Origin of the sequence: Microbacterium sp. 77mftsu3.1 (genome assembly GCF_900100525.1) — a bacterium.
In the GTDB taxonomy this organism is placed as follows: domain Bacteria; phylum Actinomycetota; class Actinomycetes; order Actinomycetales; family Microbacteriaceae; genus Microbacterium; species Microbacterium aquilitoris.
This window is the reverse complement of sequence record NZ_FNCR01000002.1, coordinates 722,382-743,796: the sequence shown is the minus strand read 5'-3', so window position 1 is coordinate 743,796 and position 21,415 is coordinate 722,382. Positions and strand designations below refer to the sequence as shown.

The following is a 21,415-nucleotide window of genomic DNA, read 5'->3' as shown; positions in this document are numbered from 1 at the left end:
TCCAGCGCTTATCCCAGAGTCAGGGGCAGGTTGCTCACGTGTTACTCACCCGTTCGCCACTGATCCACAGAGCAAGCTCTGCTTCACCGTTCGACTTGCATGTGTTAAGCACGCCGCCAGCGTTCATCCTGAGCCAGGATCAAACTCTCCGTAAAAGAAAAATACTGACAACGACCGGAATAGGCCGAAGCAGCGAGTTTGAACTGACCAAAGAGATAAATCATTGCTGACTATCCGTTTGCCGACCTCCCGAAAGAAGCCGGACTTTGATCCAAAGGAATCTCACCTCAGCCGAAGCTGAAGTCGAGGTTATTTGGCATTTGACAAGTGCACGCTGTTGAGTTCTCAAGGAACGGATGCTCCCACACCACCCCGCGGGGCTTCGTAGTGAGGCAACTTCTCTACCTTAGGACGAGGCTCTGGAACCGTCAAACCCGACACGCCGATGATCTCGAGAGATCGTGGAGTTCGGATGACGGCGAAGAGCACGTCCCGATGACCCGTCCTAGACCTGAGGTCAGACCCAATCGCAGAGCGACAGTTTCTTCTTGGAGGGGGTGGTCCGCCAGCTTGAGGGGGCGGCGGGCTTTTCAGCCTCTCGCTCTTCCCTGTGGGGCGAACAAGTAATAAGTTACGCGGGGATCGGGGACTCGGCAAATCTGCCTCGCATCCCGGGCGTGTCGAGCCCCCGGATCCCTGTCAGCGCTTGTAATTCGGCGCTTCGACGACGATCTGCACGTCGTGCGGGTGGGACTCCTTGAGGCCCGCCGAGGTGATCCGGACGAACTTGCCTCGGGCCTTGAGCTCCTCCACGGTGCGCGCGCCGACGTAGAACATCGACTGCCGCAATCCCCCGACCAGCTGATAGGCGACGGCGGAGACCGGTCCGCGGTACGCGACCTGTCCCTCGATGCCTTCGGGGATGAGCTTGTCGTCACTCGGGACGTCCGCCTGGAAGTAGCGGTCCTTCGAGTACGAGGTCTTCTTGCCGCGCGTCTGGAGCGCACCGAGGGATCCCATCCCCCGGTACAGCTTGAACTGCTTGCCGCCCTGGAACACCACTTCACCCGGCGACTCATCCGTGCCGGCGAGGAGAGAGCCGAGCATGACGGTGTCGGCGCCGGCGACGAGCGCCTTCGCGATGTCACCGGAGTACTGGAGTCCGCCGTCCGCGATGATCGGCACGCCGGCTTCCCGCGCGGCGAGGGATGCCTCGTAGATCGCGGTGACCTGCGGGACGCCCACGCCGGCGACGACGCGGGTCGTGCAGATGGACCCCGGACCGACGCCGACCTTGACGGCATCAACTCCCGCGTCGATGAGAGCCTGCGCACCCTCGCGGGTGGCGACGTTCCCTCCGATCACGTCGATGTGCGCGAACGACTCGTCCGCCTTGATGCGCTTCACCATGTCGATGACACCGGCCGACTGACCGTTGGCCGTGTCGACCACGATGACGTCGACCCCGGCATCCCGCAGCGCTTCTGCGCGCTCCCATGCGTCCCCGAAGAAGCCGATCGCGGCTCCCACACGAAGTCGTCCCTGGTCGTCCTTGGTGGCGAGCGGATACTTCTCGCTCTTGTCGAAGTCCTTGATGGTGATGAGGCCGGCGAGCTTGCCGTCGTCGTCGATGAGCGGGAGCTTCTCGACGCGATGATGCGCGAAGAGGGCGATCACCTCGTTGGCCCCGATTCCCACGTGCCCCGTGACGAGACCCTCGACGGTCATGACGTCGCGCACCTTGGTGGTCTGACGCTCGAAGCCCGAGACGAAACGCATGTCGCGGTTCGTAACGATGCCGACGAGCTTGCCGTCGTCGTCGATGACCGGGAGTCCCGAGATGCGGTACTGACCGCACAGGGTGTCGACCTCTTCGATGGTCGCGTCGGGAGTCGTCGTGATCGGGTCGGTGATCATCCCCGACTCGCTGCGCTTGACGCGATCGACCATCTTGGCCTGATCGGCGATGGAGAGGTTGCGATGGATGATGCCGATACCGCCCTCGCGTGCGATGGCGATCGCGAGGCGGGCCTCGGTGACGGTGTCCATCGCGGCGGATAGGAGCGGAGTCGCGACGGTGATGCGCCGCGTGACCCGGGAGGAGGTGTCGGCCTCGGACGGGATGACGTCCGTGTGGCCGGGCAGCAGGAGGACGTCGTCGTACGTCAGTCCCACGAATCCGAACGGGTCGTTGTGCTCCATGTGCTCTCCTGCGTCGATCGGCTTGTCTGAATTCTAAGGCGCACGAGCCTCGATTCATTCCCCGCGTGCGTCGCCCTTGATATAAGGAGCACACCAGGTCGCGCGAAACGACGGAGTGTCGATGGTTGCGGCAGGGAAACACACCGGCAACAATCGCTGGATACGGTCGTGTGGCGCCGGGGGCACCCGTACCTCTGCGCGCTGGCCATGCTTCAACCAGGAGGTGTCGGTGACGACCACCCGCTCTGTGCGCGCCCACGATCGATGGCGACGCGCACTCGTAGCCCTTATCGCCGGAGTCTTCTCCGGCGCTCTGCTGTTCGGCCTGGCGAATCCTGCCGCCGCTGACACGAAGAGCCCGGAGACCTTCCCGTTCGCGGTGCAGGGCAACGTGCGCGTCGCCGGCGATCCCGTCGAAGGCGCGACGGTCGTCGTGACGGGCGGGGAGTACACCGGCGAGGCGAAGACCGCCGCCAACGGCTCGTGGCGCGTACCTGTTCCGACGAAAGACGTCCCCTACACGGTCGAACTCGTGAAGGACTCGCTTCCGAGCGGGGTGGCCGCTCCGGAAGGGTTCGCGTTCACGCAGGAGGTGACGTTCGGCCCGACGAGCAACGTCACCCGGAACTTCACCCTCGGCGCAGCGGAGCGCACGACGACCTCGTTCCTCGACCAATTCCTGTCCCGAGCGGTCAACGGCCTCAACTTCGGACTGATGCTCGCCCTGGCGGCGATCGGCGCCTCGCTGGTGTTCGGCACCACGGGTCTCTCGAACTTCGCGCACGGCGAGATGGTCACCTTCGGCGCACTCGCCGCGCTCTTCTTCTCCGTCGCGGTCAACATCCCGATCTGGGTCGCGATCCCCCTCGCGGTGGTCGCCTCGGCGCTCTTCGGCTACGGAATGGATGCCGGACTGTGGCGGCCGCTGCGCCGCAAGGGGATCGGCACCGTGCAGCTCATGATCGTCTCGATCGGCCTCTCGCTCGCGCTGCGCTACATCTTCCAGATGTTCGTGGGCGGTGGCACGGTCAACCTGCCGGGCAGGGCGACGGCCAACATCCCCGGCCTCGGACCCATCAGCCTGTCGGTCACCGACGTCGTCAGCATGGCCGTCTCGGTCGTCGTTATCATCGCGTTCGCCTTCTGGCTCATGAGGACCCGCATCGGACGGGCGACCCGTGCCGTATCCGACAACCCGTCGCTCGCCGCGGCGAGCGGCATCGATGTCGACGCCGTCGTCCGCATCGTGTGGGTGATGGCGGCCGCGCTGGCCGGACTCTCGGGTGTGCTCTGGGCCTACTTCCGTCCCGGCATCAAGTGGGACATGGGCACCAGCATCCTGCTGCTGGTCTTCGCCGCGATCACGCTGGGCGGTCTCGGCACCGCGTTCGGCGCGCTCGTCGGCTCGATCATCGTGGGTCTGCTCGTCGAGGTCTCGACGCTCTGGATCCCCTCCGACCTGAAGTACGTCGGCGCGCTCGTCGTGCTGATCGTCATCCTCCTGTTCCGTCCGCAGGGTCTCCTCGGACGCCGAGAGCGAATCGGATAACGGCTCATGGACTTCCTGCAGATCCTCAACAACACGGCGGCTCAGATCCTGTCGCCGGTCACGCTCGGCTTCGTCCTCGCGGCCATCGGTCTCTCGGTGCACTTCGGTTTCGCCGGGCTGCTCAACATGGGTGTCGCCGGCTTCATGGCGATCGGCGCCTATGGCTTCGCCATCTCGACGCTCACCTTCGGCCTGCCGTGGCCCGTCGCGGCTCTCGTCGGCCTCGTCGGGGCGGTGCTCTTCTCGATCGTCATGGGCATCCCGACGCTGCGCCTCCGCGGTGACTATCTGGCCATCGTCACGATCGCCGCGGCGGAGGTGGTGCGCCTGCTGTTCCTGACGGCGACCTTCCGCGAGACGACGGGATCGGCCGACGGCCTGGTCGGTTTCCAGGCCGACTTCCGCGCCAGCAACCTTCTGCCCCCGGGACGCTACGGCTTCGGTCCGTGGACGTACCAGTCGGACCAGTGGTGGGTGATCATCATCGGCATCATCACGATCGCGATCGTCGTGACGTTGGTCTGGCTGTTGATGCGGAGCCCGTGGGGCCGCGTCATCCGCGGCATCCGCGAAGACGAGGACGCCGTTCGTTCGCTCGGCAAGAACGTCTTCGCCTTCAAGATGCAGGCGCTCATCGTCGGCGGCGTCATCATCGCCGCGGGCGGCATCGTGACCGCCCTCGGCACCAACGTCAACCCGAACGTCTACGTCACGTCCCAGACCTTCTACGTATGGACCGCGCTGCTGCTCGGCGGTGCCGCCACGATCTTCGGCCCGGTGCTCGGCGCGGTGCTGTTCTGGGTCGTCCGCGCGTTCCTCTCGAACCTCCTGCCCGCGCTGTCAAAGATCGGCGTCCTGCCGTTCCTGACCTCCGAGCAGAGCCAGATGCTGGTGTTCGTCCTCGTGGGTGTCGCCCTCATGGTCCTGGTGATCTTCCGGCCACAGGGAATCCTCGGAAGCAAGAAGGAGCTGACCTTTGTCCGCTGACGTCGCACCCCCCGCACCGCGTCCCAAGGCGACCGGCCTCCACAAGGGCGAGATCCGTCCGGGCGTGGAGAAGGTCGATCCGATCATCGTCGCCGACGGCGTGAAGCGCATCTTCGGCGGACTCACCGCCGTGGACGTCGACCACGTCGAGATCCCCCGGAACGCCATCACCGCCCTCATCGGACCGAACGGCGCCGGCAAGACCACGCTGTTCAACCTCCTGACCGGCTTCGACAAGCCGAACCAGGGTCAGTGGTCGTTCGACGGGACCAACCTCGCCGGGATCCCCGCCTTCAAGGCCGCTCGCATGGGCCAGGTCCGGACCTTCCAGCTGACGAAGTCCCTGGGGCTCCTGACCGTGCTCGAGAACATGAAGCTCGGCGCGCCCGGCCAGGGCGGCGAGAGCATCTGGCGCGGCATCCTCCCCTTCCTGTGGCGCAAGCAGGAGAACGAGATCGAGGAGAAGGCCCGTGGCCTGCTCGCGCGGTTCAAGCTCGACGCCAAGGAGAAGGACTTCGCCGCGTCCCTGTCGGGCGGGCAGCGGAAGCTCCTCGAGATGGCCCGCGCGCTGATGAGCGACCCGACCCTCGTCATGCTGGACGAGCCGATGGCCGGTGTGAACCCCGCACTGACGCAGTCACTGCTCGACCACATCCTCGACCTGAAGGACCTCGGCATGACCGTGCTCTTCGTCGAGCACGACATGCACATGGTCCGCCACATCGCCGACTGGGTCATCGTCATGGCCGAGGGCAAGGTCGTCGCCGAAGGTCCGCCCGACACCGTCATGAAGGAGCAGGCCGTCATCGACGCATACCTCGGTGCGCATCAGGATGTCGACCTGGGCGTCGTGACGGGCCGTTACGCCGGTGAGCTCACCCCCGAGGCGGAAGAGCTCCTCGAGGCCCAGCACGAGCTGCAGGAGGCTGTCGAGGCAGACGCCACGACCCACGCGGCGGAAGATTCCTCGGCGCCAGGTACGCCCGCACGCGCTGCGGACCGGACGGAGGACGACAAGTGAGCGACACCGCAGCATCCCCCGTCGGCGGCACCTCGACCGCGGCGACCGAGAACGTCGTCGAACTCCGGGACGTCCACGCCGGATACCTTCCGGGCGTCAACATCCTGAACGGCGCGAACCTGACCGCCGCGAAGGGCGAACTCATCGGCATCATCGGACCCAACGGCGCCGGTAAGTCGACCATGCTGAAGGCGATCTTCGGACAGGTGAAGATCCGCTCCGGAGCGGTCACGCTCAACGGCGAGGACATCACCGGCCTGCGCGCGAACAAGCTCGTCTCCAAGGGCGTCGGGTTCGTGCCGCAGACCAACAACGTCTTCCCCAGCCTGTCGATCGCCGAGAACCTGCAGATGGGCGCCTACCAGCGCCCGAAGGTCGTCGCGGAACGGATCGACTTCGTGACGTCGATCTTCCCCGACCTCTCCAAGCGTCTGCAGCAGCGTGCGGGGTCGCTCTCCGGCGGCGAGCGACAGATGGTCGCCATGGGTCGAGCCCTCATGATGGACCCCTACGTCCTGCTGCTCGACGAGCCGTCGGCCGGACTGTCGCCGTCGCGTCAGGACGAGGCGTTCCTGCGGGTCTCGGAGATCAACAAGGCCGGCGTCACCACGATCATGGTCGAACAGAACGCACGTCGTTGCCTGCAGATCTGCGACCGCGGCTACGTCCTCGACCAGGGACGAGACGCCTACACGGGCAGCGGTCGCGAGCTCTTGAACGACCCCAAGGTCATCGGCCTGTACCTGGGCACGCTCGGAACCTGACCGCTCCGCACAGCGACGCATGATGCCCCCGGCCTGCAGGCCGGGGGCATCATCGTTCGCCCGGACGACTCGGATGCACCGGCGCCGATTTCTTACGACCGCCGCGCGCACGAGAGAGCGGCCCCGGTCCGAAGACCGGGGCCGCTCGAGTACGTCAGCGGCGGATCAGATCAGCCGAGGTTGAGGAACGAGTAGTTGTTGTCCTCGCCGTACTGGAAGATGCCGATCGTGGCGCCCTGCGGGTCGCCCACCTCGTCGAAGGTGATCGGGCCGGAGACACCGTCGTAGTCGGCTACCTCACCGGCGTTGATGATGTCGGCGCACTCGGCGTAGCTCGTGCACTTCTTGCCGTCTCCGGTGCCACCGGAGACCTGCTGCAGGTGCGCGGCGACGTCGGGGCCTTCGGCCGATCCGGCTTCGAGGGCGGCCAGAGCGAGCAGGATGACCGCGTCGTACGACTCGGGGCCGTACGTGAAGTCCTTCAGCTCGGACTTGCCGGTACCGGTCCAGTACGAGTTGAGGTCCTCGCGGAAGGTCGCGGTGCTGGTCGGGTCGACGGCCGGGTACGTGCCCTTGGCGCCTGTCAGGGTGCCGGCGTCGAACTCGTCACCGAAGTTGGCGAGGTTGCCGTCCACGAAGTACATCTTGTCCTTCGGGAAGTCGGCGGCCACCAGCTCGGGGATGATCGTCTTGACCTCTTCGAACGTGATCAGCGCGATCGCGTCGGGGTCGGCCGCGAGGACCGTCTCGACCTGCGACGAGAAGTTCGTGTCGCCCGTGTTGTACAGGGCGGCCGAGACGACGGAGCCGCCGGCCTCTTCGAACGCGGCCTTCGCGAAGCACGCGAGACCGGTGCCGTACGAGTCGTTGAGGATGATCATGCCGACCGTCTCAGCACCGTCACCGGCGATGAGGTTGCCGAGCACCTGCCCCTGGAGCACGTCGGAGGGGGCGGTACGCCAGTAGAGGCCCTTGTCCTTGTAACCCGTGAAGGCGGCCGAGGTGTTGGCGGGCGAGAACTGGATCGCGTCGGCGGCGATGACCTGGTCGATGAACTGCAGCGACGTGCCGGACGAGGCGGCGCCGACGATCGCGGTGGCGCCGGCGTTCAGCAGACGCGGGATCTCGGTCTCGTACGCCTTGTTGTCGGTGTCACCCGAGTCACCCTGCTCGAGGTTGATGGTGACGCCCTTGTCGGCCTTGTTGACCTCGTCGGCGGCGAACTCGGTGCCGGCGATCTCGGGCGGGCCGAGGAAGGCGAGGTTGCCGGTGACGGGAAGGGCCGTGCCGATCGTGTACGTGAGGTCCTTCGCCGGACCCTTGGAGGTGGACGCGTACTCCGGCGTGTAGGACGCGGGCGCTGCCTTGTCGCAGTCCACCGGGAAGTCTGCTTCAGCAGCAGGGGCGGCGGCGCTCGAGCCGGCGGGTGCGGGTGAGCCGGAACAACCGGCCAGGACCAGTGCGCTCGCGCCGATCAGGGCGAGTGCGCCCATGACCTTTGCCGTGCGCGATCGGGTGAGAACGCTCATTGTGCTCCTTGCTGTGGTGACACGAGTCGGATCGGGTCCGGCCCGGTGTGATCAACCTAGCGGGGAGGTCGTCTCGCGAGTGTTGCCGTTCGTTAACGATGTGTAACGAGGTGGGCACGCTCCCATAACGGTCGGGAAAGCGGCATCCGCCCCGGTTCAGACAGGGTCGGGGACGGCTGTCACGGCGCGCGTGCGCTGGCGACGCGAGGCCAGGAGCGAGTCGACGGCGAACACCGCGATCGCCACCCAGACGAGCCCGAATCCGATCCATCGCTCGAACGGCATGGGTTCGTGCAGGATGAGCACGCCCGTGAGGAACTGCATGATCGGCGCGATGAACTGCAGGATGCCGACCACGGTCAGCGACGTACGTCGGGCTCCGGCGGAGAAGAAGAGGAGCGGGATCGCCGTGATGGCTCCGGCCAGGAGGAGCAGGATCGTGTGGCCGGTGCCCTCGCGCCCCATCGTGAGCCCCGACGTCACTCCGACCGCGACGAGCTGGATGACGGCGATCGGCACGAGCCAGAAGGACTCGAGCGTGAGGCCGCTGACGGCATCCACCGACGGTCCGATGCGCTTCTTCACCAGCCCGTAGGTCGCGAAGCTCGCGGCGAGGGTCAGGGCGATCCACGGCACGTTGCCGACCGCCACGATGATGACGACGACAGCCGCGGCGGCGATGCCGACGGCGGTCCACTGGGCGGGGCGCAAACGCTCCTTCAGCACGATCACGCCGAGGAGCACGGTGGCGATCGGGTTGATGAAGTAGCCGAGGCTCGTCTCGACGACGTGACCCGTCAGGGTGCCGATGAGGAAGACCTGCCAGTTGACGTAGATCAGGAGACCGGCGACGAGGGTCCAGAGCAGGAGCCGACGATCGCGGAGGATGACGCGCATCCGCCCCCAGCCGCGGGTGACCGCGATCAGCGCGACGCAGAAGACGAGGCTCAACACGATGCGCCAGCCGACGACCTCCCACGGCGTCGTTGGCGCAAGGCTGACGAAGTACAGCGGGAGGAAACCCCAGAGCACGTACGCCGAGAAGACGAAGATCCCCCCGAGGGACTTCTCGCGGGCGGTCTCCTCGGGTGTCATGAGTACGAGCCTACGACGGTCATGACAGCTTGCGCGTCCGGCGACTGCCGACGTTCGCGCGGATCCCGCCATCGGCTCGGCAAAAGCACAGGGCCCGGATGCCGAAGCATCCGGGCCCTGTCGAAGGTGCTGCGTGTCAGCGGACGACGACCGCGAGGACGTCGCGAGCCGAGAGCACGAGGAACTCGTCGGCGCCGAACTTGACCTCGGTGCCGCCGTACTTGCTGTACAGGACGCGGTCGCCGACGGCGACGTCGAGCGGAACGCGGTTGCCGTTGTCGTCGATGCGGCCGGGGCCCACGGCCACGACCTCGCCCTCCTGGGGCTTCTCCTTGGCGGTGTCGGGGATGACCAGGCCACTTGCGGTGGTCTGCTCGGCCTCGACCTGCTTGATGACGATGCGGTCTTCGAGCGGCTTGATGGAAACCGACACGGTCTACCTCTTTCTTGCTGGTGGGGTCCTGCTTCAAGACTCATCAGCACTCGCTTGTCGAGAGTGCTAACGAAAGTCTAGGGCGCGGTTGGCACTCATGCAACGCGAGTGCCAACCGAAGTCCGGATGCCGCACGGCCTAGGCTGGCCGGATGGAACAGGCCGAGCTCACCGCCCTCCTGACCGCCCAGGGATTGCGGATGGTGGACGAGGTCGGCCCCCTGGCATCCACCACCGAGGTCGCCGCCGCCGTCTCGCGCCTGCGCGCGGCCGGCCACTCCCCCGATCTCGTCTCGGCCGTCGTCGGCCAGGCCCACCTGCGGGTGCGCGCCGCGGCGAAGTTCGGTCCGTTCGCGGACCGCATGCTGTTCACCCGAGCGGGTCTCGAGCAGGCCACGCGGCTCGAAGTGGCCGCGCGTCACGCGGGGCGGTTCCGGGATGCCGGCGCGCACCGCGTCGCGGACCTCGGCTGCGGCATCGGGGGCGACGCGCTGGGGCTCGCGGGCATCGGTCTGGACGTGCTCGCGGTCGACGCGGACGAGACGACGGCCGCGCTCGCGGCGTACAACCTCGCCCCCTTCGGCGAATCGGTCACCGTGCGGCACGGCCGTGCCGAGGAGACCGACCTCGACGGGTGGGATGCGGTCTGGCTCGACCCGGCCCGGCGCACCGCCGGCCATTCCGAGACCTCGCGCACGGCGCCCGAGGACTGGTCGCCGTCGCTGGACTGGGCTTTCGACCTCGCAGGACGGATGCCGGTGGGCATCAAGCTCGGCCCCGGACTCGATCGCGACCTCATCCCCGACGACGTCGAAGCGCAGTGGGTCAGCGTCGACGGCTCGACGGTCGAGCTCGTGCTCTGGTCGGGATCGCTGCGACGCGAGGGCGTCCGCCGGTCGGCGCTCGTGCTGCGCGGCGGCAGCGCCGCAGAGCTCACCGCGCCCGGCGACGCCGACGACGAGCCCGTCCGCGACCTCGGTGCGTTCGTCCACGAGCCCGAAGGCGCCGTCATCCGCGCGCGCCTCATCGGCGAGGTCGCACGGAGCCTCGACGCCGGCATGCTCGGCGGCGGCATCGCGTATCTCACCTCCGACACCCCGCTCACGAACCCGTTCGTCCAGTCGTTCCGGGTGCGCGAGACCCTCCCTCTCAAGACCGGCGCGATCGATGCGGCGCTTCGGAAGGCCGACATCGGCACGCTCGAGATCAAGAAGCGCGGCGTCGACGTCGACCCGGCGCAGTTCCGGCGCAAGCTCACGCTGCGGGGTACGGCATCCGCCACCCTCATCCTCACGCGGACGGGCGAGGGGCGGGACGCGAAGCGGGTCGCGATACTGGCCGACCGGGTCTGACTCAGCCGACCAGGGCGCCCTGCGTTCCGGCCCACCACAGCCACCCGGCGCTGTACAGCAGCGACGCGATGCTGAGCCCGAGACCCCAGTAGGCGGCCTCGCGCTTCTCCCACGGCCGGCGGAGGGCGAGGATCGCGAGGACGACGCCGATCATCCCGACCGGGAAGCCCCAGCCCACGAAGCACGCGAGGACGAGACCGAGCGCGCCGAACAGCAGCGACCAGCCCGCGCTCCGCGGCAGCACCGGCGCCGGCGGGATCCACCGCACGTCGGGCGAGGCTTCCTCGTCGGGGTCCGGGTGCACGGCGAGGGGCGGCGCGACGGGGAGCGGCTGGGTCAGCTCGCGCCGGAACCCGCCGCGGTGCGCCCCCGGGAGCGCGGAATCGGTCGGCGCGGACGCGACGTCGACGGACGGCGGCTCGACGACCGGACCCTGAGCTGAAGGGGCGGGGCCTCGTGACGGGGAGGCGGGGGGCGGCATCCGCTCGTCGGTCATGAGGACGTCGCCACCTGGATCGTCGTGACCGGCAGCGTGGAGTCGGCGCCGAAGGCGAGGGTCGAGGCCGGGCGGCCGCTCATGATCAGCTCCGAGGCGAGAGCGGCGATCATCGCGCCGTTGTCGGTGCAGAGCGAGAGAGGCGGGATGCGGACGGCGACCCCGGCGGCCTCGGCGCGCTCGAGGGCGACGTCGCGCAGACGCTTGTTCGCGATGACGCCACCGCCGAGCAGGAGGCGCGGCACGCCGTGGCGGGCGCAGGCGTCGAGGGCCTTCGTGACGAGGACGTCGACGACCGCTTCGCGGAAGGATGCCGCGACGTCGGGCACCGACACCGGTTGCCCCGTCGCCTCGTGCTGTTCGACCCAGCGCGCGACGGCGGTCTTGAGCCCCGAGAACGAGAAGTCGTACCGGTGCTCGGCCATGTCGGAGGCCCGGGACATGCCGCGCGGGAACCGGATGGCGTTCGGGTCCCCGGTGGACGCTGCGCGATCGATCTCGGGTCCGCCGGGGTAGGGCAGACCGAGGATGCGGGCGATCTTGTCGAAGGCTTCGCCGGCGGCGTCGTCCATCGTCTCGCCGAGGAGCTCGACGTCCGAGACGAGGTCGCGGACGAGCAGGAGCGACGTGTGTCCGCCGCTGACGAGCAGGGCGACGGTCGGATACTCGACCTCGTCGCCGGTCAGGATGTCGGCGGCGATGTGGCCGACGAGGTGGTTCACGGCATAGAGCGGCCTGCCGAGGCTGACGGCGAGGGCCTTCGCCGCGCCGACGCCGACCATGAGCGCACCGGCGAGACCGGGACCGCTCGTGACGGCGACCGCGTCGATGTCGGCGAGGGTCACCTGCGCCTCGGCGAGCGCCGCCTCGATGGCGGGCTGCAGGGCCTCGAGGTGGGCGCGGGCGGCGACCTCGGGGACGACGCCGCCGTAGCGGGCATGCTCGTCCATCGAGCTCGCGATCGTGTTGGACAGCAGGGTGCGGCCGCGGACGATGCCGATGCCGGTCTCGTCGCAGCTCGTCTCGATACCCAGGACGAGGGGTTCGCGCGTCATGTCAGCACCAGCCCTTCTCGGCCGTCGGGGCAGCCGTGGTCCGTGCCTCCCAGGCGACGAGGTTCAGCTGCATGACGACCGCGTCGACATCGTCGGGCTGGTAGTACCGGGGGCGGCGGCCGACCTCGAAGAAGCCCTCCGACAGGTACAGCGCCGTGGCGCCGGGGTTGTCCGCCCGCACCTCGAGGAACATCTCCCGCGCGCCGCGGCTGCGGGCGGTCGTCAGCAGCTCGCGCAGCAGCGCGCGCCCACGGCCGTGACCCCGCGCGTCGGCGGCGATCGCGATGGTCTGGATGTCGGCATCCGCTGCGCCCTGCACGGCCCGCACACCGCCGTAGCCGACGAGGCGACCGGCCTCGATGTCGACGACGTAGCGACCATGGGGCGAGGCGAGCTCGCCGGCCATGAGCGCATCGCTCCAGGCGTCGGTCGGGAACGAGGCGCGCTCGAGACGCATGATGTCGTCGAGGTCGTCGCCGGTGGCGGTGCGGAGGGTCACTGGCCGACCTTCTTCCGCGGGCCGGGCATGGTGACGTCGGGGGCGCGCAGGTACAGCGGCTCGCCGAGGTCCTCGACGCGGCCGGCGGCGACGGCGCGCGCCGCGACGAGGGCGACCATGGCGCCCGGGATGACCGTCGTGTCGCGGCGCTCGGCGCTGTGTTCGGCGAGGGCCGCGTCGATGTCGTCGCGCTTCACGAGCGTCGCCTCTGTGACGCGCATCGGCAGTCCGTCGTCGTCGATGCCGTCGTAGACCGTGAACGCGAACTCCTTGCGGCGCGCGTCGGTGACGACCGCGAAGCGGGGGACGTCGGCGAACGGGTCGGCGAGCAGCACGGCGAGGGCGGCGGCATCGTGGCTCCGCACCGGGACGACCGGGATGCCGCGTCCCAGGGCGAACGCGCGCGCCGCCGCGATCCCGACCCGAAGCCCCGTGAACGGGCCCGGGCCCATGCCCACGGCGACGTGGGTCAGGGCGACGGCCTCGGGAGCACCCGTCGCACCGATGGGGCCGTGCGCGGCATCGGTCATCGCCGTCTCGAGCAGCGTGCCGATGATCTCAGCGTGACCGAGCGCGTCGGCACTGGCGGCATCCGCTCGCACCGCACCGTCGTCGTCGATCACGGCGACGGCCGTGCCGAGGGAGGTGTCGATGCCGAGGATCACAGGGTCAAGGGTATCCGGGCGGGCGGCGGCCGAGCGGCGTCAGGGGCGGCGCGTGACCGTCACGATGCGCGGAGCGGCGTCCTCGAGCTCGGCGGCGTAATGGCCGGTGGTGCCGCAGGCGTTGTCGACGCCGGTGCCGCTCCACCCGCGTTCGATCTCGAGCTCCCACCATGTGTCGACGAGCCCGTCGACCATGTCGCGCCCCCACTCGACGATCGTGACGGCGTTGTCGGGGTCGAGGCCGAGGTCGTCGAGCTCGGCGGGCGAACCGAGCCGGTAGGCGTCGACGTGCACGAGCGGCGGGCCGCCGACCTCGGACGGGTGCGTGCGCGCGATGACGAACGTGGGGCTCTGCACGGGACCGCGGATGCCGAGACCCGCACCGATCCCGCGGGTGAGGGTCGTCTTGCCCGCCCCGAGCGGACCGGTCAGCACGATCAGGTCGCCGGCGGTCAGGACGGCGCCGAGCTCGCGGCCGAGGGCCTCCATGTCGTCCGGCGAGGCGATCTCGCGACGCCCCTCGAACTGCTCGATGCCGGTCACGACCGTACCTCCCGTCGCGGGACGCGCGGGCCGATGCGCGTGACGATCTCGTAGTTGATGGTGCTCGCCGCGTCGGCCCAGTCGGTCGCGGACGGCACGCCCGTGGCCGGGTCGCCGAAGAGCACGGCCTCGTCGCCCACCTGCACGGGCTCGTCGCCCGCGTCGACGACGAACTGGTCCATCGCGATCCGGCCGGCGACGGGGAACGAGCGTCCACCGATCGAGACGGGACCCGCGCCGGATGCCGCGCGCGGCACGCCGTCGGCGTAACCGATCGAGATGAGCGCGAGCGTCGACTCGCGCTCGGTGCGGTGAAGGTAGCCGTACGAGACGCCCTGGCCCGCGGGCACCCGGCGGACGGCGGCGACGGACGCGCGGAGGGTCATGGCGGGGCGGAGACCGAGGTCGGCCGACGACCGGTCCTCGAACGGTGACAGCCCGTAGATCGCGACCCCCAGGCGGACGCAGCCCAGCCGCGCTTCGGGCAGGCCGATGGCGGCGTGCGAGGCGGCGATGTGGCGCAGCCGCGGCCGGAGACCGGCGGACTCGGCGGCGGCCTGGGCGACGGTGAAGCGCGAGAGCGCCGTGCGGTCGTCGTCGGACGACGTGTTGGAGAGGTGGCTGAAGATGCCGAGCACCTGGATGACGCCCTGACGCTCGTATTCCGCCGCTTCGGCGAAGACTGCGCCGTAGTCGGCGGGGGCGATGCCGTTGCGGCCGAGGCCCGTCTCGACCTTGAGCTGCACGGTCACCGGACGATCGGTCGACCCGGCGCGCGCGGCGGCGCGGAGCTGCTCGAGACTCGAGACGCCGAGCTCGATGTGCGCGGCGGCGGCGGCGGCGAAATCGGTGCCCGGCGCGTGCAGCCACGCGAGCACGGGCGCGTCGATCCCGGCATCCCGCAACTGGAGAGCCTCGGGGATGTCGGCGACCGCGAGACGCGCCGCTCCCCCGGCCAGCGCCGCACGACCGGAGCGCTCCGCGCCGTGACCGTACCCGTCGGCCTTGACCACGGCGATGACCTCGGACTCGGTGAGCCCTGCAAGGTGGCGGACGTTGTGTTCGATCGCGCCGACGTCGATCACCGCTTCGCGGGCGACGCCCTCCGGCATCCGGTGAGGGACGGGCATCCTGGTCATGCGCCGGACTCCGCGATCACGTACGCCGTCGCGAGTCCCGCGTCGTGCGAGAGCGACAGGTGGACCGTGGCGATGCCGCGGCTCGCGACCGTGGCTGCGGTCTCGCCGGACAGGGCGAAGACGGGGCGGCCCGAAGGCTCGGAGGCCACCTCGATGTCGGTCCAGTGCACGCCCTCGGATCCGCCGAGCGCCTTGATGAGCGCCTCCTTCGCGGCATAGCGAGCCGCGAGCGAGTGGGGCTTGAGGGTCTGCTCGGATGCCGTGAACAGCCGCGTCATGAGCTTCGGCGTGCGCTCGATCGAGCGCTCGAACCGCGGGATGTCGACGAGGTCGACACCGATTCCGATGATCATCCCGCCTCCTGTCGCCGCGCGCTGCGGCATCAGATCAGGATATCGGGCGCGGCTCAGCCGACGGCGAGCCGCACGACGCGTTCGACGGCGTCGAGGCCGGGCGAGAGCTGCGCGTCCGAGCGGGCGTACGTCTCGCGGGAGCGGCCGTACGGGTCGACGACGTCGTCGTCGGTCGGGTCGACGGGCGGGAGGACGAGACCCCGCTGCCCGGCGAGGACGGCGAGCGCGCCGCGCAGCCGGTCGCGAGGGTCGTCGCCGGTTGCGCCGGCCCGGATCGCGTCGTCGGACGTCGCGGCGGCGAGGCGCTCGAACTCGCGGATCGTAAAGGCGGTCCGCAGCTTCGCCGGGGCGAGCTCGACGATCGCGCGGCGGTGGTCGCGATCCATCGCGAGGACGAGGTCGGGCTCGCGCAGCAGCGCCTCGGTGAGGTAGCGCGATCCGTGCCCCGCGATCTGCTCGGTGGGCACCCCGTGGGCGACGGCGAGCTCGACGGCCTCGCGCGGCATCCGATCGCCCTGTCGGGCGCGCACACCGGCGCTCGTCGCGGCGACGCCGAGATCCCCGAGGCGGTGCTGCAGGACGAGAGCGGCGAGCGGCGACCGGCAGATGTTGCCCGTGCAGACGGTGAGGATCTGGATCACGCGGAGCCCTTCGAGACGGATGCCGCGGCTCATCCCGCGCCCTCTGCGTGGCGGAACGGGGTCCCGCGACGGGACGCGGACGGGCACCCGATACGGTAGGCCCGTGCAGGATCAGCTTAGCGACGGCGACCCGTCCCCCCTCGCGGACGCCGAGGCGCCCGATCCCGCGCTCGAAGCGGACTCGGGTGGGAAGCCGCACCGCCGCCGCGGCCGGCGCCGCCGCACCGACTGGCGGCTGGGGGGAACGGCCGTCCGCACGTGGAACGGCGGGCTGCTGATCGTCGCGCTCGTCAGTCTCGGCGCCGCCATCTTCGCGGGATCGCTCGTCACCCTCCTGTGGCGCTCCCCGTGGGCGCCGCTGGCGTCGACCGCGATCCTCTGGGTCGGGATGGTCGCGCCGGTCGTGGTCGCGTTCCGCCGGGGACGTCCGGCCGGGCTGCTGCGGTTCCGACCGGCCGACCTCGTCTACGCGCTCACGCTCGGGCTCGCACTGCGCGTGCTCGACGGCTGGGTGACGGATGCCGCGTCGCAGCCGTTCCCCCGCGCGACGCTCACGCCGTACTGGCTGTGGACCGATGCGGTCCCGGCGGGGCTCGTCGGGCCCGTCGTGGAGGAGTTCTTCTTCCGCACCGTCATCCTCGTCGCGGTCTATTCGCTGCTGCGCCGCCCCGTCGGCCGCGCGTCAGCGGCGATCGCCGCGGTCCTGGTCTCGACGGCGAGCTTCATCCTCATCCACGTCGTCGACGGGTCGCTTCCGCTCAGCGAGTCCATCTCGGTGGGCGCGGTCGGCCTCGTGTGCGCGACTCTCGTCATCTTGACGGGACGCATCTGGGGTGCCGTGCTCGTGCACCTCGTCTACAACGTGACGATGCTGCTGCTGATCGCTGCCGGATCGGTCGTCGCGACCGGCCAGTGACGCCACCCGCCCGCGACCGGACCGCCTGTCAGGGGCGACCCATTCCGTAGTAGGTCCATCCGGCGGCGCGCCAGGCGGCCGGGTCGAAGGCGTTCCGACCATCCACGACGACGCGCCCTGCGGCGAGGCTCGCGGCGTGCTCGGGCGTGAGGTCACGGCGGTACTCATCCCACTCGGTGACGAGGACCACGGCGTCGGCTCCGGTGAGAGCCTCGTCGCGATCGGCGACGTAGGTGAGCTGCGGGTGCTGACGACGGGCGTTGTCGATCGCCTCGGGATCGGTGAGCGAGACGACCGCACCCAGGCCGTGCAGACGGACGGCGACGTCGAGACCCGGCGAATCACGGGTGTCGTCGGAGTAGGGCTTGAACGCGGCGCCGAGGACGGTGACCTTCTTGCCGTGGACGCTGCCGCCGAGGCCCTGAACGACGAGTTCGACGGCGCGCTCGCGGCGGCGCATGTTGATGTCGTCGACCTCGCGCAGGAACGCGACCGATTCACCGCGGCCGAGCTCTTCGGCACGAGCGGAGAACGCGCGGATGTCCTTGGGGAGGCATCCGCCGCCGAAACCGATGCCGGCGCCCAGGAAGCGGCGGCCGATGCGCACGTCGTGCCCGATGGCGTCGGCGAGCATCGTGACGTCGGCCCCGGCGACCTCGGCGATCTCGGCCATCGCGTTGATGAAGCTGATCTTCGTGGCGAGGAAGGCGTTCGCCGACACCTTGACGAGTTCGGCGGTCGCGTAGTCCGTCACGATGAAGGGCGTGCCCTTCGCGATCGACGGGTGATACACCTCGCGCAGGATGCCGGTCGCCCGCTCGCCGTCGGGCCCCGCCGGCACTCCGGCCACGAGGCGGTCCGGGTCGACCGTGTCCTGCACCGCGAACCCCTCGCGCAGGAACTCGGGGTTCCAGACGAGGGTCGCGCCGGCGGCGGTGATGCGAGGCGCGAGGGATGCCGCCGTGCCCACCGGTACGGTCGATTTCCCGGCGACGATGTCCCCCTCGGAGAGGTGGGGCAGGAGCGCGTCGACGGCTGCGTTCACGTAGGTGAGGTCAGCGGCGTACCCGCCCTTGACCTGCGGGGTGCCGACACCGACGAAGTGGACGGCAGCACCGGCGGCGGCGGCGAAGTCGGTCGTGAACGTCAGTCGCCCCGAGGCGATCCCGTCCGCGAGGATCTCGGACAGTCCGGGCTCGAAGAACGGCGCCTCGCCGGCAGCGAGAGTGGCGATCTTCCGCTCGTCGATGTCGATGCCGACGACCTCGTGGCCGATCGATGCCATGGCGGCCGCGTGCACGGCGCCCAGATAACCGCATCCGATGACAGACAGTCGCATGAAGAGTCCCCCTCGTCGAAGCGCCGGATGGAAGGCGCCTCGATCTGTGTACCAGATCGGTGTGTCCGACGCTTATCGCGCCTGTGTCGCTCAGACTCCCGGAACCATCGACGCCGCGCCGGAATCACCCTCGACGCGCCGGGGCGGGATGGATATCGTGGGCGGACAGCCGCGTCGCGACTTCCGAGTTCTGACATCACCTCACCCGAAGAGGACGTCACAGTGAGCACCTCCGCAGAAGGGCTTCCGGAGGGCGGATCCGTCCAGCCCTCTCCCGCACCCGCGCCCAGATACACCCCGGACGACCGGGTGGCACCCGAGGACGCGTCGCTGCTCTGGCCCGAAGCCCACCTCCTGGCCGAAGCACCACCCGGATATCGACCTCTCGAGATGCCCGCGCCCTGGGATCCCGAGACCAGGGAACCCGAGATCAGGGAACCGGAACCGGCCGCGCGGGCCTCGGCACCACCGCCGGCCCCCGAACCGTGGCCGTACGCGCCCTACGCCCCTACCGCGCAGCAACCGCCGGCCCCCGAACCGCCGGCGCCGCGCGCACCGGCCCCGGGCTACGTGATCTCGGCGCCCTACGAGGGCGCCCCGGCGGCCTCACCCGAGCGGACGGGACGTCCGGTCGCTCCTGGTCAGCCCCCGGTGCTGCGCAGCTTCCGCGACCTGCGCACCGGTCCGCTGGAGAGACGGGAGTTCTCGTCCATGAAGGACTTCGCCGTCGCCGCCGTCCTCGAAGCGGGCCATGCCGAGGCCGACGTGGCCCGGCTGTTCCGTTTCGCGCCGTGGCAGCTGCGCGCGTGGGTCGACGAGGCGCGCGGCGCGTCGTTCGGTCCCGGCAGAGGCCATGGTCCCGGCAGAGGCCAGGACCCGGCCTGACTCACTCGACGGTGACGGACTTCGCGAGGTTGCGGGGCTGATCCACGTCGAGACCCTTCGCCGTGGCGAGGCCCATCGCGAAGATGTGCAGCGGCACGACCGCCAGCAGCGGCTCGAACAGCGGACCCGCGAGCGGGATGCGCAGGACCTCGTCCGCGAACGGGAGGACGGCGGCATCCCCCTCTTCGGCGACGGCGATGACGCGGGCACCGCGGGCGCGGATCTCCTGGATGTTCGACACGACCTTCTTGTGCAGCTCACTCGAGGCGCGGGGCGACGGGACGATAACGAAGACCGCCTGGCCGGGCTCGATGAGCGCGATGGGGCCGTGCTTGAGCTCGCCGGCAGCGAAGCCCTCGGCGTGGATGTAGGCGAGTTCCTTGAGCTTGAGCGCACCTTCGAGGGCGATCGGGTAGCCGACGTGACGACCCAGGAACAGCACCGACTGGGTGTCGCCCATCCAGCGGGCGAACTGCTCGATGTGCTCCTGCTCGGTCTCGAGGACACGCGAGATGCCGGCGGGAATCGCCTCGAGCTGGGCGACCGCGTCACGGGAGACGTCCGCCGAGAGCGAGCCGCGCACGCGACCGATGTGGAGGGCCAGCAGGTACAGCGCCGTGATCTGGGCGACGAACGCCTTCGTCGAGGCGACGGCGACCTCGGGGCCGGCGTGGGTGTAGACGATCGCGTCGGACTCGCGCGGGATCGTCGCTCCCTGGGTGTTGCAGATCGACAGCGTCTTGGCGCCCTGCTCGCGGGCGTACTTGACGGCCATGAGCGTGTCCATCGTCTCGCCCGACTGCGAGATCGAGACGACGAGGGTGTCGGGGCCGATCACCGGGTCGCGGTAGCGGAACTCGTGGGCGAGCTCGACGTCGACGGGGACGCGCGTCCACTGCTCGAGCGCGTACTTGCCGACCATGCCCGCGTACGCGGCCGTGCCGCAGGCGATGACGATCACACGGTGGATGCCGGCGAACAGGTCGTCGAGCCCGTCGAGCTCGGGGATGACGACGGCGCCGTCGTGGAGGCGCCCGCGCAGCGTGTTGGCGACGGCCTCCGGCTCTTCCGAGACCTCCTTGGCCATGAAGGAGGACCAGCCGCCCTTCTCGGCGGCGGAGGCATCCCACACGACCTCGAACGGTTCGACCTCGACGGCGCCACCGGCGAAGTCGGTGACCTCGACGCCCTGGGGCGTGATCGCGACGATCTGGTCCTGACCGATGGCCAGCGCGTTGCGGGTGTGCTCGACGAAGGCGGCGACGTCGGAGCCGAGGAAGTTCTCGCCCTCGCCGAGCCCGATCACGAGCGGCGAGTTGCGGCGAGCGCCGACGACGAGGCCGGGCTGGTCCTGGTGCATCGCGAGCAGCGTGAACGCGCCCTCGAGGCGGGCGACGACGGCGCGGAAGGCGGCCACGAGGTCGTGGGATGCCGCGAACTCGCGCCCGAGCAGGACGGCGGCGACCTCGGTGTCGGTCTCGCTCACGAAGGTGTAGCCCTCCGCGAGGAGCTCGTCCTTCAGCTCGGCGAAGTTCTCGATGATGCCGTTGTGGATGACGGCGAGCTTGCCGTCGTCGGCGAGGTGCGGGTGCGCGTTGACGTCGGTCGGTCCACCGTGCGTGGCCCAGCGGGTGTGACCGATGCCGGTCGTCCCGTCCACCATCGGGTGGGCGCTGAGGTCGTCGCGCAGCACCTGGAGCTTGCCGGCGCGCTTGCGCATCTCGAGGTCGCCGTCCGCGTCGATCACGGCGATACCGGCGGAGTCGTAACCGCGGTACTCGAGGCGGGCAAGACCCGAGAGGAGGATGGCCTGACTGTCACGAGGCCCCACGTATCCGACGATTCCACACATGGGCTCCATGCTAGGCGCGGGCGACTGGGACTCCGCCGCGCGGCGCCGCACCGGGCGCGTCGCCGGGCGCAAGGACTTGGCGGGCGCGGCATCCTTTGGTA

At 69.7% G+C, this 21,415-nt stretch carries 21 protein-coding genes and 1 rRNA gene; 7 read left to right on the top strand and 15 right to left on the bottom strand.

The annotated features are described in order from the left end of the window. A 16S ribosomal RNA gene (locus BLR68_RS08505) occupies nt 1–155 on the bottom strand; the annotation flags it as partial. Between the two features lie 544 nt (nt 156–699). Further along, a complete protein-coding gene (gene guaB / locus BLR68_RS08500; RefSeq protein ID WP_018187253.1) occupies nt 700–2,202 on the bottom strand; it encodes an IMP dehydrogenase in 1,503 nt (500 codons plus the stop codon). 229 nt (nt 2,203–2,431) lie between these two features. Here guaB and BLR68_RS08495 point away from each other — a divergent pair, with 229 nt between their 5' ends. From BLR68_RS08495 to BLR68_RS08480, 4 genes are read left to right on the top strand one after another with little or no spacing between them, the layout of a single operon-like run. Beyond that, on the top strand, nt 2,432–3,751 hold the full coding sequence (locus BLR68_RS08495; protein WP_018187254.1) for a branched-chain amino acid ABC transporter permease: 1,320 nt from the start codon (nt 2,432–2,434) through the stop codon (nt 3,749–3,751). A gap of 6 nt (nt 3,752–3,757) precedes the next feature. Continuing rightward, nucleotides 3,758–4,738, top strand: a complete 981-nt coding sequence (locus BLR68_RS08490) for a branched-chain amino acid ABC transporter permease (RefSeq protein WP_018187255.1) — start codon at nt 3,758–3,760, stop codon at nt 4,736–4,738. Further along, the gene (locus BLR68_RS08485; protein WP_018187256.1) at nt 4,728–5,759 is read left to right on the top strand and encodes an ABC transporter ATP-binding protein; all 1,032 of its coding nucleotides are present in this window, start codon (nt 4,728–4,730) and stop codon (nt 5,757–5,759) included. Before BLR68_RS08490 ends, BLR68_RS08485 begins: the two co-directional genes overlap by 11 nt. Next, the gene (locus BLR68_RS08480) at nt 5,756–6,523 is read left to right on the top strand and encodes an ABC transporter ATP-binding protein (RefSeq protein ID WP_018187257.1); all 768 of its coding nucleotides are present in this window, start codon (nt 5,756–5,758) and stop codon (nt 6,521–6,523) included. The genes BLR68_RS08485 and BLR68_RS08480 overlap by 4 nt, the downstream gene beginning before the upstream one ends. Nucleotides 6,524–6,693: 170 nt before the next feature. Here the strand turns inward: BLR68_RS08480 and BLR68_RS08475 are convergent, their stop codons facing one another. The 3 genes from BLR68_RS08475 to groES form a co-directional block, all read right to left on the bottom strand. Beyond that, entirely contained in the window at nt 6,694–8,052 is a 1,359-nt protein-coding gene (locus BLR68_RS08475; protein WP_018187258.1) for an ABC transporter substrate-binding protein, read from the bottom strand. A gap of 156 nt (nt 8,053–8,208) precedes the next feature. After that, nucleotides 8,209–9,147, bottom strand: a complete 939-nt coding sequence (gene rarD, locus BLR68_RS08470; protein ID WP_018187259.1) for an EamA family transporter RarD — start codon at nt 9,145–9,147, stop codon at nt 8,209–8,211. Nucleotides 9,148–9,283: 136 nt separating this feature from the next. Next, on the bottom strand, nt 9,284–9,580 hold the full coding sequence (groES, locus tag BLR68_RS08465) for a co-chaperone GroES (RefSeq protein WP_017203655.1): 297 nt from the start codon (nt 9,578–9,580) through the stop codon (nt 9,284–9,286). Between the two features lie 151 nt (nt 9,581–9,731). Between groES and BLR68_RS08460 the strand changes: the two genes are divergently transcribed. Further along, nucleotides 9,732–10,931, top strand: a complete 1,200-nt coding sequence (locus tag BLR68_RS08460) for a class I SAM-dependent methyltransferase (RefSeq protein ID WP_018187260.1) — start codon at nt 9,732–9,734, stop codon at nt 10,929–10,931. Nucleotide 10,932: 1 nt separating this feature from the next. Here the strand turns inward: BLR68_RS08460 and BLR68_RS08455 are convergent, their stop codons facing one another. Genes BLR68_RS08455 through BLR68_RS08420 form a run of 8 tightly spaced genes read right to left on the bottom strand, consistent with a single transcriptional unit; the run spans nt 10,933 to nt 16,355 of the window. Further along, nucleotides 10,933–11,427: a hypothetical protein gene (locus BLR68_RS08455; protein WP_018187261.1), complete on the bottom strand. Its 495-nt coding sequence runs from the start codon at nt 11,425–11,427 to the stop codon at nt 10,933–10,935. Further along, nucleotides 11,424–12,482 (bottom strand): tRNA (adenosine(37)-N6)-threonylcarbamoyltransferase complex transferase subunit TsaD, encoded by a 1,059-nt coding sequence (gene tsaD, locus BLR68_RS08450; RefSeq protein WP_018187262.1) that lies wholly within the window; start codon nt 12,480–12,482, stop codon nt 11,424–11,426. The genes BLR68_RS08455 and tsaD overlap by 4 nt, the downstream gene beginning before the upstream one ends. Before the next feature lies 1 nt (nt 12,483). Next, nucleotides 12,484–12,981 (bottom strand): ribosomal protein S18-alanine N-acetyltransferase, encoded by a 498-nt coding sequence (gene rimI / locus BLR68_RS08445; protein WP_018187263.1) that lies wholly within the window; start codon nt 12,979–12,981, stop codon nt 12,484–12,486. Beyond that, the gene (tsaB, locus tag BLR68_RS08440) at nt 12,978–13,646 is read right to left on the bottom strand and encodes a tRNA (adenosine(37)-N6)-threonylcarbamoyltransferase complex dimerization subunit type 1 TsaB (RefSeq protein WP_018187264.1); all 669 of its coding nucleotides are present in this window, start codon (nt 13,644–13,646) and stop codon (nt 12,978–12,980) included. Before tsaB ends, rimI begins: the two co-directional genes overlap by 4 nt. Before the next feature lie 39 nt (nt 13,647–13,685). After that, the gene (gene tsaE / locus BLR68_RS08435; RefSeq protein ID WP_018187265.1) at nt 13,686–14,189 is read right to left on the bottom strand and encodes a tRNA (adenosine(37)-N6)-threonylcarbamoyltransferase complex ATPase subunit type 1 TsaE; all 504 of its coding nucleotides are present in this window, start codon (nt 14,187–14,189) and stop codon (nt 13,686–13,688) included. Continuing rightward, nucleotides 14,186–15,301: an alanine racemase gene (gene alr / locus BLR68_RS08430; RefSeq protein WP_018187266.1), complete on the bottom strand. Its 1,116-nt coding sequence runs from the start codon at nt 15,299–15,301 to the stop codon at nt 14,186–14,188. The genes tsaE and alr overlap by 4 nt, the downstream gene beginning before the upstream one ends. 23 nt (nt 15,302–15,324) lie before the next feature. Beyond that, a complete protein-coding gene (locus BLR68_RS08425) occupies nt 15,325–15,681 on the bottom strand; it encodes a holo-ACP synthase (RefSeq protein ID WP_018187267.1) in 357 nt (118 codons plus the stop codon). Between the two features lie 53 nt (nt 15,682–15,734). Beyond that, complete coding sequence (locus BLR68_RS08420; protein ID WP_018187268.1) at nt 15,735–16,355, bottom strand: arsenate reductase/protein-tyrosine-phosphatase family protein; 621 nt, start codon at nt 16,353–16,355, stop codon at nt 15,735–15,737. Between the two features lie 70 nt (nt 16,356–16,425). On the opposite strand from BLR68_RS08420, the gene BLR68_RS08415 reads away from it, so the two are divergent. Continuing rightward, a complete protein-coding gene (locus BLR68_RS08415) occupies nt 16,426–17,238 on the top strand; it encodes a CPBP family intramembrane glutamic endopeptidase (RefSeq protein ID WP_018187269.1) in 813 nt (270 codons plus the stop codon). 28 nt (nt 17,239–17,266) lie between these two features. On the opposite strand, the gene BLR68_RS08410 is transcribed toward BLR68_RS08415, so the two are convergent. Then, nucleotides 17,267–18,577 (bottom strand): UDP-glucose dehydrogenase family protein, encoded by a 1,311-nt coding sequence (locus BLR68_RS08410; protein WP_018187270.1) that lies wholly within the window; start codon nt 18,575–18,577, stop codon nt 17,267–17,269. 222 nt (nt 18,578–18,799) lie between these two features. On the opposite strand from BLR68_RS08410, the gene BLR68_RS18175 reads away from it, so the two are divergent. Continuing rightward, a complete protein-coding gene (locus tag BLR68_RS18175; protein ID WP_256335349.1) occupies nt 18,800–19,462 on the top strand; it encodes a hypothetical protein in 663 nt (220 codons plus the stop codon). A 1-nt stretch (nt 19,463) separates the two neighbouring features. Here BLR68_RS18175 and glmS read toward each other — a convergent pair whose 3' ends face one another. Then, nucleotides 19,464–21,314 (bottom strand): glutamine--fructose-6-phosphate transaminase (isomerizing), encoded by a 1,851-nt coding sequence (gene glmS / locus BLR68_RS08400; RefSeq protein ID WP_026302898.1) that lies wholly within the window; start codon nt 21,312–21,314, stop codon nt 19,464–19,466. Between the last annotated feature and the right edge of the window lie 101 nt (nt 21,315–21,415).